The 15,072-nt window shown below is 71.0% G+C and carries 12 protein-coding genes; 10 read left to right on the forward strand and 2 right to left on the reverse strand.

The genetic code is table 11. The features are described 5' to 3' along the window. Window positions 1-25: 25 nt before the first annotated feature. From ACI3ET_RS07055 to ACI3ET_RS07075, 5 genes are all read left to right on the forward strand, one after another. The gene (locus tag ACI3ET_RS07055; RefSeq protein WP_405032292.1) at window positions 26-1,873 is read left to right on the forward strand and encodes an AMP-dependent synthetase/ligase; all 1,848 of its coding nucleotides are present in this window, start codon (window positions 26-28) and stop codon (window positions 1,871-1,873) included. A 26-nt stretch (window positions 1,874-1,899) separates the two neighbouring features. After that, window positions 1,900-2,622 (forward strand): phosphatase PAP2-related protein, encoded by a 723-nt coding sequence (locus tag ACI3ET_RS07060; protein WP_405032293.1) that lies wholly within the window; start codon window positions 1,900-1,902, stop codon window positions 2,620-2,622. Window positions 2,623-2,649: 27 nt separating this feature from the next. After that, window positions 2,650-3,516, forward strand: a complete 867-nt coding sequence (locus ACI3ET_RS07065; protein ID WP_405032294.1) for a hypothetical protein — start codon at window positions 2,650-2,652, stop codon at window positions 3,514-3,516. 42 nt (window positions 3,517-3,558) lie between these two features. Continuing rightward, on the forward strand, window positions 3,559-3,957 hold the full coding sequence (locus ACI3ET_RS07070; protein WP_405032295.1) for a hypothetical protein: 399 nt from the start codon (window positions 3,559-3,561) through the stop codon (window positions 3,955-3,957). 67 nt (window positions 3,958-4,024) lie between these two features. After that, window positions 4,025-5,989: a TIGR03960 family B12-binding radical SAM protein gene (locus ACI3ET_RS07075; protein WP_405032296.1), complete on the forward strand. Its 1,965-nt coding sequence runs from the start codon at window positions 4,025-4,027 to the stop codon at window positions 5,987-5,989. Between the two features lie 171 nt (window positions 5,990-6,160). Here ACI3ET_RS07075 and ACI3ET_RS07080 read toward each other — a convergent pair whose 3' ends face one another. Next, window positions 6,161-7,345: a phosphoglycerate dehydrogenase gene (locus tag ACI3ET_RS07080; protein WP_405032297.1), complete on the reverse strand. Its 1,185-nt coding sequence runs from the start codon at window positions 7,343-7,345 to the stop codon at window positions 6,161-6,163. A gap of 4 nt (window positions 7,346-7,349) precedes the next feature. Next, window positions 7,350-8,429 carry a 3-phosphoserine/phosphohydroxythreonine transaminase gene (gene serC / locus ACI3ET_RS07085; RefSeq protein WP_405032298.1) on the reverse strand — a complete coding sequence of 360 codons (1,080 nt, stop codon included), beginning with the start codon at window positions 8,427-8,429 and terminating at the stop codon, window positions 7,350-7,352. A gap of 186 nt (window positions 8,430-8,615) precedes the next feature. Here serC and ACI3ET_RS07090 point away from each other — a divergent pair, with 186 nt between their 5' ends. The 5 genes from ACI3ET_RS07090 (at window position 8,616) to obgE (ending at window position 14,999) form a co-directional block, all read left to right on the forward strand. Next, complete coding sequence (locus tag ACI3ET_RS07090; RefSeq protein ID WP_405032299.1) at window positions 8,616-9,383, forward strand: TIGR03936 family radical SAM-associated protein; 768 nt, start codon at window positions 8,616-8,618, stop codon at window positions 9,381-9,383. Between the two features lie 338 nt (window positions 9,384-9,721). Further along, on the forward strand, window positions 9,722-12,601 hold the full coding sequence (locus ACI3ET_RS07095; RefSeq protein WP_405032300.1) for an Rne/Rng family ribonuclease: 2,880 nt from the start codon (window positions 9,722-9,724) through the stop codon (window positions 12,599-12,601). 159 nt (window positions 12,602-12,760) lie between these two features. Then, window positions 12,761-13,069, forward strand: coding sequence for a 50S ribosomal protein L21 (gene rplU, locus ACI3ET_RS07100; RefSeq protein WP_405032301.1), 309 nt, complete (start codon window positions 12,761-12,763; stop codon window positions 13,067-13,069). A gap of 35 nt (window positions 13,070-13,104) precedes the next feature. Next, entirely contained in the window at window positions 13,105-13,371 is a 267-nt protein-coding gene (rpmA, locus tag ACI3ET_RS07105; protein WP_405032303.1) for a 50S ribosomal protein L27, read from the forward strand. 122 nt (window positions 13,372-13,493) lie between these two features. After that, complete coding sequence (gene obgE / locus ACI3ET_RS07110; protein ID WP_405032304.1) at window positions 13,494-14,999, forward strand: GTPase ObgE; 1,506 nt, start codon at window positions 13,494-13,496, stop codon at window positions 14,997-14,999. The last annotated feature ends 73 nt before the right edge of the window (window positions 15,000-15,072 follow it).

Raw genomic sequence — 15,072 nt, forward strand, 5'->3', positions numbered from 1 at the left:
CCACACCGTGACGAAGGAGTTGACGATGTCCCGATCTGCAGCCGACGAGAAGGTCGACCTGAGCCTCATCGAGAACCGGGCCCCCAGCGTGGCGCACATGTTCCGCGACCGGGTCGCGGCACTGCCGGACGCCGAGGCCTTCCGCTACCCGGTGGGTGAGGGCTGGGAGTCGCTGACGTGGACGCAGACCCGCGACCGGGCCTACGCGCTGGCTGCCGGGCTGGTCCTGCTCGGCGTCGAGCCCGAGGAGCGCGTGGCGCTGATGTCCGCGACCCGCCTGGAGTGGGTGCTCGCCGACCTCGCCGTGATGTGCGCCGGCGCCGCCACCACCACCATCTATCCGACGACGATCCCCTCGGACGTCGCCTACATCATGGCCGACTCCGCCAGCCGGGTCGTCATCGCCGAGGACTCCACCCAGGTCGAGACCCTCCGGCAGCAGCGGGCGCAGATGCCGGAGGTCCTCAAGGTCGTCGTCATCGACGGTGAGGGTGACGGTGACTGGGTGGTGTCGTTCGCGGAGCTGGAGGAGTCGGGTCGTGGCCGGCTGGCGGCCGAGGCCGACCTCGTCGACGCACGTATCGACGCCCTGACCCCGGATCACCTGGCCACCATCATCTACACCTCGGGCACCACCGGTCGGCCCAAGGGTGTGCCGCTGACGCACTCTGCCTGGACGTACGAGGCCGCTGCCGTCGACGCCATCGGCATCCTCAGCCAGGAAGACCTGCAGTTCCTCTGGTTGCCCCTCGCCCACGTCTTCGGCAAGGTGCTTCTTACGCTCCCGCTGCAGATCGGCTTCCCGACCGCCGTGGACGGACGCCCCGACAAGATCGTCGAGAACGTGGGTGTCGTCAAGCCCACCTTCATGGGCGCCGCGCCGAGGATCTTCGAGAGGGCCTACGGCAAGATCACCACGATGATCGAGAGCGAGGGCGGCGTCAAGGCCAAGCTCTTCGGCTGGGCCACCGGGGTGGGCAAGCAGGTCGGTGAGATCAGGGGGGCCGGCGGGGAGCCCGGGGGCCTGCTCGCCGTCAAGTATCGTCTCGCCGACAAGCTCGTGCTCTCCAAGATCCGGGACCGGTTCGGGGGTCGCGTGCGGTTCTTCATCTCCGGCTCTGCCGCCCTCAACGAGGACGTGGCCCGCTGGTTCGACGCGATGGGACTGCTCATCCTCGAGGGTTACGGCCTCACCGAGACCAGCGCCGCGTCGTTCGTCAACCGGCCCCACCCGGGCGGCTACAAGTTCGGCACCGTCGGCTGGCCGCTGCCCGGGACCGAGGTGCGCATCGCCGAGGACGGCGAGATCCTGCTGCGCGGTCCCGGCGTGACCGCCGGATACCACCAGCTCGACGACCACACGGCCGAGTCGCTCTCGGAAGACGGCTGGTTCTCCACCGGCGACATCGGCGAGGTGGACGCGAACGGCTTCCTCACGATCACCGACCGCAAGAAGGACCTGTTCAAGACCTCGGGCGGCAAGTACGTCGCGCCGTCGCAGATCGAGTCCATGTTCAAGGGGATCTGCCCCTACGCCAGTCAGCTCATCGTCGAGGGCGACGGGCGCAAGTTCGTGTCGGCCCTCATCACCCTCGACCCGGACGTGATCACCGGCTGGGCCGCCCAGCACGGCATGGCCGGCGACTCCTACTCCCAGATCGTCACCTCCGAGGCGTGTCGCGAGATGGTCCAGGGCTACGTGGACGAGCTCAACTCCCAGCTCAACCGGTGGGAGCAGATCAAGCAGTTCCACATCCTGGACCACGACCTGTCCGTGGAGGCGGGCGACCTGACGCCGAGCATGAAGCTCAAGCGCAAGGCCGTCACGACCAAGTACAAGGAGGAGCTCGACAAGTTCTACGTGGAGAGCTGAGCCGCAGCCACGAGGCGAGGGCCACGGTGGCCGGTCGCCGGAAGGCTCTCGCCGCCGAGGTGGAGGAGGACATCATGGGCGTCGGGGACGACAACGCCCTCCACCAGGTCGCCGAGACCGCGCCCGTGGACGACCAGGCCGACGAGGGACCGGGCTCCCTCGTCGCAGCCTGGGCCGTCGCCCTGGGTCTGGGCCTGACGGCGCTGGTCGCCTCGACGCTCGGAAGCACCCTGATCGTCGAGCGCTTCGCCGACGCGGCTCGCCCCGACGACCTGCTCTTCGAGCTGCTGCCGTACGTCCGCCCCGCTCGCTGGCTCACCCTGGTCGCCCTGGTCGTCGGGTTCGGTGCCTTCCTGGTCGACCTGCTCCGCCACGACCGGTCACGGGTTCCGGCGGTCGGCGCCGTGTTCGCTCTCATGTACCTGCTGCGGGCCGTGATCATGGTCCTCACCCCGCTCGCGCCCGCCCAGGGCGACGGTCCGTTCCTCTTCACCCCGCAGCAGTACGGCATGTTCCCCTCCGGTCACGTCGCCGCCCTCACCCTGCTCGCGCTGCTCACCCCGACGGAACGGGTGTGGCGGCGACGGCTCCAGTGGCTGATGGTGCTCATGATGTCCGCCGGACTGGTGCTCGCGCATGGTCACTACTCGATCGACGTCGTCGGTGGTCTGCTCCTGGCGTACTTCGTCGTGCACACCTGGCGGTCGGGTCGGCTGTTCGCACCCATCACCAGGGTCACCGGCAGCTGACACCTCCCGCCCACGTAGTCTCGGGCCATGTTCTTCACCGGACGCCGACCGGTCAGGGGGCGCCGGGACGGGCGGCTCGTGGCGGACCTTCCCGCGATGCGACGGGTGGTGCCCCATCTCATGCCCACCAGGCTCGAGTCGACGGTCTACTACCGGCAGCACCTCGACGTCGAGCATCTGACCGAATGGCTGGAGCAGGTCAACGCCGACCGGCCGGCGGGGGAGCGCGTGCGGTTCTTCCACGTCTTCCTCACCGCCTGGGCCCGGCTGTACCGTCGCCGTCCCGAGCTCAACCGCTTCATCTCCGGACGGCGCACCTACGAGCACCGCGACATCACTTTCTCCTTCACGGTGAAGCAGGAGATGACCGACGAGGGCGCAGAGGTGCAGGCGCACATCACCTTCACCGGCACCGAGACCGTCGACGAGGTGCGCGACAAGGTCGACGGGGTCCTGGCCCAGGCCCGGAGCAGCAGCCGCAACGAGAGCGACCGGCTGGTCGATGCGCTCGTGCGGCTCCCGCGCCCGGTGCTCGCAGGCGTTGCGCGGACGATCTGGATCCTGGACGCCACCAACCTCCTGCCGCGGGCCCTGCAGGACGCCATTCCCGTCTACGCGAGCTCCTACCTCGTCAACCTCGGCTCGCTCCAGGCGGAGGCACCCTTCCACCACCTGTACCAGCGGGGCACCGCCACCGTCTTCGTCGCCATCGGCACGGTCCGCCCCGAGGCGGTGGTCGACGAGTCCGGCATGATCGTGGCCCGGCGCAGGGTCGACGTCGTGTACACGATCGACGAACGGGCCACGGACGGCTTCTACCTGGTCCGCAGCTCTCAGATCCTGCAGGAGATGGTCGACGACCCCCAGGCCCTGATGCGGCCGCTCGTGGACTGAGGCTGACCCTCTCGCCGAGCGCCGTTCGGCTAGTCTCGCAGGATGAGCGCCTCACGCGTGGCCGTCCTGGCCGCGGTCGCTGCCGTTCTGGCCTGGGGATCGAAGGCGGTGGCGATCGGCGTTGCCGGCGGCCTGGACCAGAGCCCGTTGGAAGGCCCCCTCTTCGTGCTGGGCCTCGTCGCGATCGTCGTCGCCTTCGCCTCGCTGGGCGCGGCGGTGACGCGCGGACGCCGCCCAGCCGCACGGGTCATCGGCGCTCTGCTGGGCGTGATGATCGGTTTCGCCCTCTCCATGCTCGCATCGTCCGTCGCCGCAGCGGTCGTCCCCGACTCAGCGGGGTGGGTCCAGGCTGAAGCCGGGCTCTGGTTCTCGGCGCTCCTCGCGCTCGCCGTGACCACTCTCTGGCGCGCCAGACGGAACGTCAGGTACACCGCGACGTAGGGCGTGGTCCTGGAACGGCACCTGAGCTGATTCGTGCGGTGCCGACGCTCTGCATACCCTGGACGGCATGTCCGTGACCCAGTCCCACGTCCCGACCCGCGTCCGCGGCGCCTCTGTCCTGACCGAGCTCGAGCCGCTGCTGGAGCAGGTGAGCAAACCGGTGCAGTACATCGGTGGCGAGCTGAACTCCCAGGTCAAGGACTGGGAGTGCGGCGGCGAGGACACCGTGCGCTGGGCGCTGATGTATCCCGACGCCTACGAGATCGGGCTCCCCAACCAGGGGGTCATGATCCTGTACGAGGTCCTCAACGAGCAGCCCGACGTGCTGGCCGAGCGCACCTACTCCGTGTGGCCGGACCTCGAGGCGCTGATGCGTGAGCACGGGGTGCCCCAGTTCACGGTGGACGGGCACCGTGCCGTCGGAGACTTCGACGTGCTGGGGCTCTCGTTCTCGACCGAGCTCGGCTACACCAACATGCTCACGGCGCTCGACCTCGCCGGGATACCGCTGCACGCCAGGGACCGGACCGACGAGCACCCCGTGGTGGTCGCCGGGGGGCACGCGAGCTTCAACCCCGAGCCGATCGCGGACTTCGTCGACGCCGCCATCGTCGGCGACGGCGAGGAGGCCGTGCTCATGACGAGCCGCATCATCAGGGCGTGGAAGGAGGCCGGTCGTCCGGACGGTCGGCAGGGGCTGCTCCTGGAGCTCGCGCGTACCGGCGGTGTCTACGTGCCGGCGTTCTACGACGTGGACTACCTGCCCGACGGGCGGATCCAGAGGGTGGCGCCGACGGCGCACGGGGTGCCGTGGCGGGTCGCGAAGCACACGGTGATGGACCTGGACGCGTGGCCCTACCCCAAGCAGCCGCTCGTGCCGGTGACCGAGAGCGTGCACGAGCGCATGTCGGTCGAGATCTTCCGGGGCTGCACGCGCGGGTGCCGCTTCTGCCAGGCGGGGATGATCACCCGCCCCGTCCGGGAACGCTCGATCACCGGCATCGGCGAGATGGTCCAGCGGGGGCTGGAGGCGACCGGGTTCGAGGAGGTGGGGCTGCTGTCCCTGTCGTCGGCGGACCACAGCGAGATCGCGGACCTGACCAAGGGCCTCGCCGACCGCTACGAGGGGACGCAGACCGGGCTGTCGCTTCCCTCGACGCGCGTGGACGCGTTCAACATCGAGCTCGCCAACGAGCTGACGCGCAACGGCAGGCGGTCAGGGCTGACCTTCGCCCCCGAGGGCGGCAGCGAGCGGATGCGCAAGGTCATCAACAAGATGGTCAGCGAGGAGGACCTGATCAGGACGGTCGCGGCGGCCTACGCCGCGGGCTGGCGACAGGTCAAGCTCTACTTCATGTGCGGGTTGCCGACCGAGACCGACGAGGACGTGCTCGCGATCGCCGACCTGGCCAAGCGGGTCATCGACACCGGTCGCGAGGTCTCCGGGCACCGCGACATCCGCTGCACGGTGTCGATCGGCGGCTTCGTGCCCAAGCCGCATACGCCCTTCCAGTGGGTCGGGCAGCTGGGGGCCGAGGAGACCGACGCGCGGCTGGCCAAGCTGCGTGCGGCGATCCGCTCCGACCGCCGCTACGGCTCGGCGATCGGGTTCCGCTACCACGACGGGCAGCCGGGCATCGTCGAGGGGTTGCTGTCCCGGGGCGACCGGCGGGTGGGCTCGGTGATCGAACAGGTATGGCGTGCAGGTGCCCGCTTCGACGGGTGGAGCGAGCACTTCTCCTTCGATCGGTGGATGGCCGCTGCGGGGCTGGCCCTCGGCGGGGGACCCGTCGACGTCGCGTGGTACACCACCCGCGAGCGCGGCGAGCACGAGGTCCTGCCGTGGGACCACATCGACTCCGGGCTGGACAAGGAGTGGCTGTGGGAGGACTGGCTCGACGCCCTCGAGGAGCGCGAGGTCGAGGACTGCCGCTGGACACCCTGCTTCGACTGCGGGGTCTGCCCCCAGATGGAGACCCAGATCCAGATCGGCCCCACCGGCCAGAGGCTCCTGCCGCTGACCGTCGTCTGAGGACCGGACCCGTGCCCGGGTCGACGCTCAGCTCTCGAGGCGGAAGCCCACCGTGGGCCCCGTCGGTCTGGATCCTGACCCTGTCGAAGCGGTGGTCGAAGCAGTGCCGGAGCAGGAGCAGCTGGCACTCGGCTGCACCGCGCTGCCCCACACGCGAGGGTCGTACGCGGCTCAGATCTTGCGGGCGCGCACGACGCCGTCGATCGCCAGGATGGCCGTCTTGAGTTCGTCCTGGACCTCACCCTCGACGTCGACCAGGGTGTAGGCGTAGTCGCCGCGGGCCTTGTTCGTGAACTCCGCGACGTTGAGGCCGGCGTCGGCGAGGACGGCCGTGATCTGACCGATCATGTTGGGCTTGTTCTCGTTGAAGATCCCCAGCCGCGTGGTGCCGGGGGTGCGGGCCATCACGACCTCGGGGAAGTTGACCGAGTTGCGGATGTTGCCGTGGAGCAGGAAGTCGGAGAGCTGGTCGACGGCCATCACGGCGCAGTTGTCCTCGGCCTCGGCGGTGGAGGCGCCGAGGTGGGGCAGGGCGATGACCTTGGGGTGGACCGCCCCGGCCTCCGTGGGGAAGTCGTTGACGTAGGCGTGCAGGTGACCGGAGTCGAGGGCCTCGATGACGGCCTCCTCGTCGACGACGCCTCCGCGGGCGAAGTTGAGCACGACGGAGCCCTCCGGCATCAGCGCGATCCGGTCGGCGTTGATCAGCCCTGCGGTGCCGGGGACGAGAGGGACGTGCAGGGTGATCATGTCCGAGCGCGACAGCAGCTCCTCGACGCTGGTGACCTGCTCGACGTTGGGGGAGAGCTGCCAGGCACGCTCGACGGTGATGGCAGGGTCGTAGCCGAGGACCTTGAGCCCGAGGGACTGGGCGCCGTTGGCCACCAGCACCCCGATCGCGCCGAGGCCGATGACGCCGAGCGTCTTGCCGGGCAGCTCGAAGCCGGCGAACTGCTTCTTTCCGGCCTCGACCTGCTTGTCCAGGTCCTTGCCGCTCAGGCTCTGGTCCGCGACGAGGTTCCGCGTGTAGTCGGCCGCGTGGTAGAGGTTGCGGGCGGCCAGCAGCATGCCGGCGATCACCAGCTCCTTGACGGCGTTGGCGTTGGCCCCGGGGGTGTTGAACACCGGGATGCCGAGCGCGGCCATCTTGTCGACCGGGATGTTGTTGGTCCCGGCGCCGGCGCGGGCCACGGCATACAGGGACGGGGGCACCTCGAGCGAGTGCAGGTCGGCCGACCGCAGCAGGATGGCCCGGGGCTGGGCGATGTCGGTGCCGATGTCGAAGACGTCCCGGTCGAGGCGCTGCAGGCCGATCGGCGAGATGGCGTTCAGGGTCTGGATCGCGAAGGTGGTCATGGGTTCAGCCGTTCTTCCGCTCGAACTCGGTCATGAAGTCGATGAGGGCCTGGACGCCCTCGAGGGGCATGGCGTTGTAGATGCTCGCGCGCATCCCGCCGACGCTGCGGTGCCCGCCGAGCCCGGACAGCCCGGCCTCGGCGGCCTGGGCGACGAACGGCTTCTCCAGCGCCCCGTCCGGGACGAGGAACGGGACGTTCATCCACGAGCGGGCGCCGGGGTCGACCGGGTTGGAGTAGAAGTCGGAGGCGTCGATCGCGCCGTAGAGCAGCTCGGCCTTGGCCCGGTTGCGCTCGCCCATCCCGGCGACCCCGCCCTGCTGCTCGATCCACTCCAGCACCAGTCCGACGAGGTACCACGCCAGGGTCGGGGGGGTGTTGAGCATCGAGTCGGCCTCGGCCATCGCGGTCCAGTCGATGGCGCTCGGCACCTCCCGGCGCGCCCGGCCGAGCAGGTCCTTGCGCACGATCACCACGACCAGCCCGGCGGGACCGAGGTTCTTCTGCGCGCCGGCATAGACGACGCCGAACCGGGAGACGTCCAGGGGGCGGGACAGGATCGTGGAGCTGGCGTCGGTCACGACCGGCACCTCGCCCGCGTCGGGGACGTAGGGGAACTCGACCCCGCCGATGGTCTCGTTGAGGGTGTAGTGCAGGTAGGCGGCGTCGGCCGGCACCTCGAGGCTGCCCTCGGGGGGGACGGTCGCGTAGTTGGACGCCGACTCGTCGGCCAGGACGCGGACGTCGAGGTACTTCTTCGCCTCGGTGATCGCCTTCTTGCTCCAGGCGCCCGTGTTGACGTAGGCGGCCGTGGCTCCCGGCGCGGTGAGGTTGAGCGGCACGCCGGCGAACTGCCCGGTGGCCCCGCCCTGCAGGAACAGCACCGCGTAGTCGTCCGGGAGGGAGAGCAGCGAGCGCATCCGCGCCTCCGCCTCGGCGGCGATCCCCACGAACTCGGGGGAGCGGTGCGACATCTCCATCACCGACATCCCGGAACCTCGCCAGTCGAGCAGCTCGGACTGGGCACGCTCGAGCACCTCGAGGGGCATGGTGGCGGGGCCGGCGGAGAAGTTGTAGACGCGCACTGGTCTTCCTCGCGAATCGGGGGTGGGGGACGACCGGCAGCTCGGGAGGACAGCGTCCTGCCCCGGTCACGGACTCGACGTCGAGTGCCCTGACTACCGTACCGTCAAGCCGGTCCCACCCAGGAACCGCCTGCGTATGGCGTGCTCGGGCGGCGGGCCGTGCCGACCGCAGTACCCTGTCCCACCATGGCCGGTTCCCGTCGTGTCCCCGAGGGGCCCACCCCCGACCCCGCCGTCCAGAAGGTGCGGATCCGCTACGCCAAGCGCGGGCGGATGCGGTTCACCTCCACCCGTGACTTCCAGCGCGCCCTCGAGCGTGCGGTGCGTCGAGCCGGGCTGCCGGTGGCCTACTCCGCCGGGTTCCACCCGCACCCCAAGATCTCCTACGCCAACGCGGCCCCCACCGGCGCGGCCAGCGAGGCGGAGTTCGTCGAGGTGTCGCTGACCCGCGTCCTCGACCCCTCCTCCCTCGTGGCGCCCCTCGACGCGGCGCTGCCCGAGGGTCTGGACGTGCTGGAGGTCAGTGACAGCGCGGACCTGCCGGGAGCCCTCGCCGAGCACCTGCAGGGGAGTCTGTGGGAGATGCGCTTCCGCGGCGGAGCGGAGCAGGCAGGTCGGGTGGAGCGTGAGGGCGTGCGGTCCGCCGTCGCCGCGCTCCTGGCCGCGCCGGAGCTGCACGTGAGCCGGATGATGAAGAAGGGCGCGCGCGAGCTCGACGTGCGGGCAGCGGTCGTGGGCCTCGAGCTCGCCCCCGGGGAGGACAGCGGCGAGGAGCGGAGCGGCGACGTGGTACTCCTCGTCACCCTTCGGCACACCACCCCGACGGTGCGGCCCGCGGAGGTCTGGACGGCGCTGCGCCAGGTGTCCGGGCTCGACCTCCCGCGCCCGCTGGCCACGCGTCTGCGGCAGGGACCGGTGCTGGACGGGGAGGTCGCCGAGCGGCTGGGGGGTTGAGGCGCGCCCGCGTGCCGCCGCGCAGGATGGCGACGCCGGGGGTGCCGTGTGCGATACTCGCCGTGGACGGACAGAAGTGCCACACCGCTGTCCGGCCCGGTGCGAGTCCCCTCGCTGTGCGGCGCTGCCGGCACGCGCGAAGCCTCTTGAGGAGCTTCGAGACGACTCCCACCGGCCCGCCCGGTGCCGCGCCCCCGCGCGAACTGTGGTGAGGTAGCCAGGACGACTTCCGTCCGGGCCGACCGGCCAGGACGACTGCACCCGCTTGCGCGGGGAGTGGACCCCCCCCCGGGGGTCCCGTGGTGTGGGCTCGGTCGCGCGGCCTGAGAGGACACCACGTGTCTGACGACACCATCCACGGCACCGACGGACGGACCGAGGACGCACGCACGCAGAATCCCGAGCAGGACGAGCGCGCCAGCCGCGCCTCCGCCCTCGCCGCCGAGCTGGTCGCGCAGGCGCGGTCGGTCGAGGCGGACGCGGTCGGGTCCGCCGAGGACAGGGACGCCCAGGAGGCTGAGCAGGGGAAGGACGCCGCGGAGGTCGAGACCCGCGACGACTCCGCCGAGGGCGTCGAGTCCCGGGACAGCGACAGCTCCGACGACTCCGACGACGCCGCGGAGGAGGAGCCCGACGGCGCCGCGGAGGAGGAGCCCGACGGCGAGCCCTTCGAGCCGGTGGCGGTCGCCGAGCCGTTGCCCTCCTTCGGGCTGATCTTCCAGGCGCCCGACCTCACGGACCTGCCGCGCCGACGCTCGCGCCGGGCCACCGCCGGGGTGACCGCGCCCGTCGAGCGTCCGGTGCAGGACACGCACGACACGCAGGACAGCCACGACACGCAGGACAAGCACGACACGCAGGACACCCAGACCGCCAGAGACTCACGGCGCGCCGCGCCGGACGGCGCCGAGACGCAGCAGGACGGGGACGACGACCAGGGCGGGGACGACGGCTCCTCCGGCCGCAACGGTCGCCGGCGGCGGCGTGGTGGCAAGGGTCGGCGCAGCCGCGGTGGACCGGACCAGGGCGAGGACGCCGACGGCACGGACGCCGACGACGAGTCCGCCGAGAATCAGACCGCCGGTGACGACGGTGATCAGGGAGACGCCGACCGCGGGGACGGGGAGCAGACCGGCAGCGGCGGCGGGTCGAGGCGACGAAGCCGCAGCGGCCGTGGCCGCCGTGGACCGGAGGGGCAGGAGCCCTCCGGCGACGAGGGGTCGGCCGACCAGGACGGGAGCCCCGACAACGCGGACGGGTCCGACGACGGTGAGGGTGGGGCCGGTGGCACCCGCCGTCGCCGTCGCCGTCGCCGCAGCGGCGAGGCGTCCACGGCGGAGCGCCCCGCCCGCGACGAGGTCACCTCGGTCCGGGGCTCGACCCGGCTCGAGGCCAAGCGTCAGCGGCGCCGCGAGGGTCGCGAGGCCGGACGTCGCCGCACGATCATCACCGAGGCGGAGTTCCTCGCACGCCGGGAGAGCGTCGACCGGGTCATGGTGGTCAGGGGGCTGGAGGACCGCACCCAGATCGCCGTCCTGGAGGACGGTGTGACGGTGGAGCACTACGTCTCCCGCTCCGCGCAGAGCTCGACGGCCGGCAACGTCTACCTCGGCCGGGTCCAGAACGTGCTGCCGAGCATGGAGGCCGCCTTCGTCGACATCGGCAAGGGCCGCAACGCCGTGCTCTACGCCGGCGAGGTCAACTGGGACGCCGCCGGCTTGGACTCCAAGGAGCCCAAGCGGATCGAGAACGCGCTCAAGCCGGGGCAGTCCGTGCTGGTGCAGGTGACCAAGGACCCGATCGGGCACAAGGGCGCCCGACTGACGTCGCAGGTCTCGCTGCCCGGTCGCTACCTGGTCTACGTGCCGGGCAACGCGATGACCGGCATCTCCCGCAAGCTGCCCGACACCGAGCGGGCCCGGCTCAAGCGCATCCTCAAGGAGGTCGTCCCGGACGACGCTGGTGTGATCGTGCGCACCGCGGCCGAGGGCGCCTCCGAGGCCGAGCTGCGTGCGGACGTCGAGCGGCTCACCGCGACCTGGGAGCGCATCGACGCCAAGGCCAAGGCCAAGAGCTCGAGCGCCCCGACGCTGCTCCACGGTGAGCCCGACATGACCGTGCGCGTCATCCGCGATGTCTTCACCGAGGACTTCTCCAGGCTGATCGTCTCCGGCGACGAGGCGTGGACCGAGGTCAAGCGCTACATCGACGACGTGGCTCCCGACCTGGCCGATCGCGTCGAGAAGTACACCGGCACGACCGACATCTTCACGGCGCACCGCGTCTCCGAGTCCATCGCCAAGGCGATGGACCGCAAGGTGTGGCTCCCCTCGGGCGGGTCGCTCGTCATCGACCGGACCGAGGCGATGACGGTCGTCGACGTCAACACCGGGAAGTTCACCGGCTCCGGGGGCAACCTGGAGGAGACCGTCACCAAGAACAACATCGAGGCGGCCGAGGAGATCGTCCGTCAGCTGCGCCTGCGCGACATCGGCGGCATCATCGTCATCGACTTCATCGACATGGTGCTCGAGAGCAACCGCGAGCTGGTGGTGCGGCGGCTGCTCGAGTGCCTCGGGCGGGACCGCACCAAGCACCAGGTGGCGGAGGTCACCTCGCTGGGTCTGGTCCAGATGACGCGCAAGCGGGTCGGCTCCGGCCTCATCGAGGTCTTCTCCGACACCTGCGTCCACTGCGCCGGGCGGGGCATCATCGTGCAGACCGAGCCGACCGCCAAGGGCGACGCCGGCCCGGCGCAGGACGAGGACGCGCCGTCCAGCAAGCGGGGCCGTGGCAAGGGTCGTGCCTCGGGCAGCGGGGGTGGTGGCAACGGCTCCAGCGAGCCGAAGAACGTGCTGCCCACGCCCAACCCGAAGGGTCCGACGCCCGCGCAGATCGCGGCGGCCGCGCACGCCGCCGCCCTGCACGCCGCCGACGCCTCGGCCGGTGAGACGTCGGCGCCCACGGTGACGGTGCCGGACGGGGTCGTGGAGGCGGTCGAGGCCGTCCTCGCGGCCGACTCGCCCGAGCCGGAGGCATCGCCCGGTGCGATGCCCGAGACCGAGCGTCCGACCCCCGAGCCGCAGCCGGAGCCCACACACGAGCCCGCACCGGCCCCGAAGCGGCGTCGCCGCGGCCGGGTCCTCGCGCCCGCCGGACCGCCCACCGGGGTCGAGGAGGACAGGGCCGGGAGCACCGAGGGCAGCGAGACGTCCTGACCACCCGTTCGGTTTGGTCCCGGGGCGGGGCGCACGGTAGTCTGGTGCGTCGGTTCACCCCGCCCCGGGGCAGGCTTGGCAGACAGTGCGAAGGTGCTGGCTCAGCCGGACCACCGGGAGCTGTACAACCCACCTAAGACTTCAGGAAGTGAGTTCACCGTGTACGCGATCGTCCGTGCTGGCGGCCGTCAGGAGAAGGTCGCCGTCGGCGACATCCTGATCATCGACAAGGTCGAGGTCAAGGCCGGCGAGACCGTGGAGCTGGCTCCTGTCCTGCTCGTCGACGGCTCGACCGTGACCACCGACGCCGATGCCCTGGGCAAGGTCGTCGTCAAGGCTGAGGTCATGGGTGCGACCAAGGGCCCCAAGATCATCATCCAGAAGTACAAGAACAAGACCGGGTACAAGAAGCGCCAGGGCCACCGCCAGCCGCTGACCCAGATCAAGATCACCTCGATCGACGCCTGAGCGTCGGCCCACCGCACACCCAGGAGGTAACAGCCATGGCACACAAGAAGGGTGCGTCCTCGACCCGCAACGGTCGCGACTCGAACGCACAGCGTCTGGGCGTGAAGCGGTTCGGCGGCCAGATCGTCGGCACCGGTGAGATCATCGTCCGTCAGCGCGGCACGCACTTCCACCCCGGCGAGGGCGTCGGTCGCGGCAACGACGACACGCTCTTCGCGCTCGTCCCGGGCGTCGTGGAGTTCGGCAGCAAGCGCGGCCGCAAGACCGTCAACATCGTCGAGGCGCAGACCGCCCAGGTCTGAGCACGACCGTTTCGCCGGGACGCCGGTGGTGGGCAGCTGCCCCCACCGGCGTCGCGCTGTCTGTGGGCACGACACCCCCGTCCGCAGCACCTGATCACCGTTTTCGAGAGAGGATCGGCCCCATGGCAACATTCGTCGACCGTGTCGTGCTGCACCTGCGCGCGGGCAACGGGGGCCACGGCGTCGCCTCGGTGCACCGCGAGAAGTTCAAGCCGCTCGGTGGCCCCGACGGGGGCGACGGGGGCAACGGTGGCAACGTCGTCCTGCGGGTGGACGACCAGATCACCACTCTCATCGACTACCACCACAGCCCGCACCGCAGCGCGCCGAACGGCAAGCCTGGCGAGGGCTCGGAGCGCAACGGCGCGCAGGGCGCCGACCTCGTGCTGCCGGTGCCCTCGGGCACCGTCGTCACCACCCGCTCGGGAGAGGTCCTGGCGGACCTTGTCGGGGACGGCGCCGAGTTCGTCGCGGCGCAGGGCGGACGCGGAGGCCTGGGCAACAAGGCGCTCTCGTCGCCACGCCGCAAGGCGCCCGGCTTCGCGCTGCTCGGCGAGCCGGGAGATGAGACCGAGATCGTCCTGGAGCTCAAGACGCTCGCGGACGTGGCCCTCATCGGCTTCCCCTCCGCCGGAAAGTCGTCGCTGGTCTCCGTGCTGTCGGCCGCGCGGCCGAAGATTGCCGACTACCCCTTCACCACGCTCGTGCCCAACCTCGGCGTCGTCACCGCGGGCGGGGAGCGGTTCACGATCGCCGACGTCCCCGGTCTCATCCCCGGGGCGAGCGAGGGCAAGGGCCTGGGCCTGCAGTTCCTGCGCCACGTCGAGCGCTGCCACGTGCTGGCGCACGTCATCGACTGCGCGACCCTGGAGCCGGGCCGCGACCCGCTGACCGACCTCGAGGTGATCGAGGAGGAGCTCGCCGCCTACGTCCCCCACGGCTCCCTCGGCGGCATCCCGCTGGCCGAGCGTGTGCGTGTCATCGTGCTCAACAAGGCTGACGTGCCGGAGGCCCGCGAGCTCGCCGAGATGGTGCGCCCGGACCTCGAGGCCAAGGGCTACCAGGTGCACATCGTCTCCGCCGTCGCGCACACCGGCCTGAAGGAGCTGACCTATGCCCTCGCCGCGCACGTGAAGCAGGCGCGCGAGGAGCACAGGGTCATCGAGCCCAAACGCGTGGTCGTGCGGCCGAAGGCGATCGACGACACGGGCTTCGTCGTGCGGCGTGAGGTGACGGCCGACGGCGAGGTCTTCCGGGTCATCGGCGAGCGGCCCACCCGGTGGGTGCGGCAGACGGACTTCTCCAACGACGAGGCCGTCGGTTACCTCGCCGACCGGCTGGGCCGGCTCGGCGTCGAGGACGAGCTGCTCAAGGCGGGCGCGGTCGCCGGCTCGACGGTGCTGGTCGGTCCCGAGGACGACGCGGTCGTCTTCGACTGGGAACCGACGATGGCCGCCGGGGCCGAGCTGCTGGGGCGTCGCGGTGAGGACCTGCGACTGGCCGACCGCAGCCGCCCCACGCGCGGCGAGAAGCGCGAGGCCTTCCACGGCAAGATGGGCGCCGCGGCGCAGGCGCGGGCAGAGCTCGAGGCCGAGCGGCGCGCTGGGAAGTGGAACGAGACAGACTGAGGGTATGTCGTGCGCGCCGAGCCGGCGGGTGCGGCATTCCGGTGCGGCCAGGAGACGCGTCCGGTCGGGGGGT

Source organism: Ornithinimicrobium jinqii, assembly GCF_045032595.1.
Lineage (GTDB): Bacteria > Actinomycetota > Actinomycetes > Actinomycetales > Dermatophilaceae > Ornithinicoccus.

What these genes read in the sequence shown, in the direction of transcription:
- ACI3ET_RS07055 (WP_405032292.1), top strand. Translation starts at nt 26, where the DNA reads ATGTCCCGATCTGCAGCCGACGAGAAGGTCGACCTGAGCCTCATCGAG.
- ACI3ET_RS07065 (WP_405032294.1), top strand. Translation starts at nt 2,650, where the DNA reads ATGTTCTTCACCGGACGCCGACCGGTCAGGGGGCGCCGGGACGGGCGG.
- ACI3ET_RS07070 (WP_405032295.1), top strand. Translation starts at nt 3,559, where the DNA reads ATGAGCGCCTCACGCGTGGCCGTCCTGGCCGCGGTCGCTGCCGTTCTG.
- ACI3ET_RS07075 (WP_405032296.1), top strand. Translation starts at nt 4,025, where the DNA reads ATGTCCGTGACCCAGTCCCACGTCCCGACCCGCGTCCGCGGCGCCTCT.
- ACI3ET_RS07080 (WP_405032297.1), bottom strand. Translation starts at nt 7,345, where the DNA reads ATGACCACCTTCGCGATCCAGACCCTGAACGCCATCTCGCCGATCGGC.
- ACI3ET_RS07090 (WP_405032299.1), top strand. Translation starts at nt 8,616, where the DNA reads ATGGCCGGTTCCCGTCGTGTCCCCGAGGGGCCCACCCCCGACCCCGCC.
- rpmA (WP_405032303.1), top strand. Translation starts at nt 13,105, where the DNA reads ATGGCACACAAGAAGGGTGCGTCCTCGACCCGCAACGGTCGCGACTCG.
- obgE (WP_405032304.1), top strand. Translation starts at nt 13,494, where the DNA reads ATGGCAACATTCGTCGACCGTGTCGTGCTGCACCTGCGCGCGGGCAAC.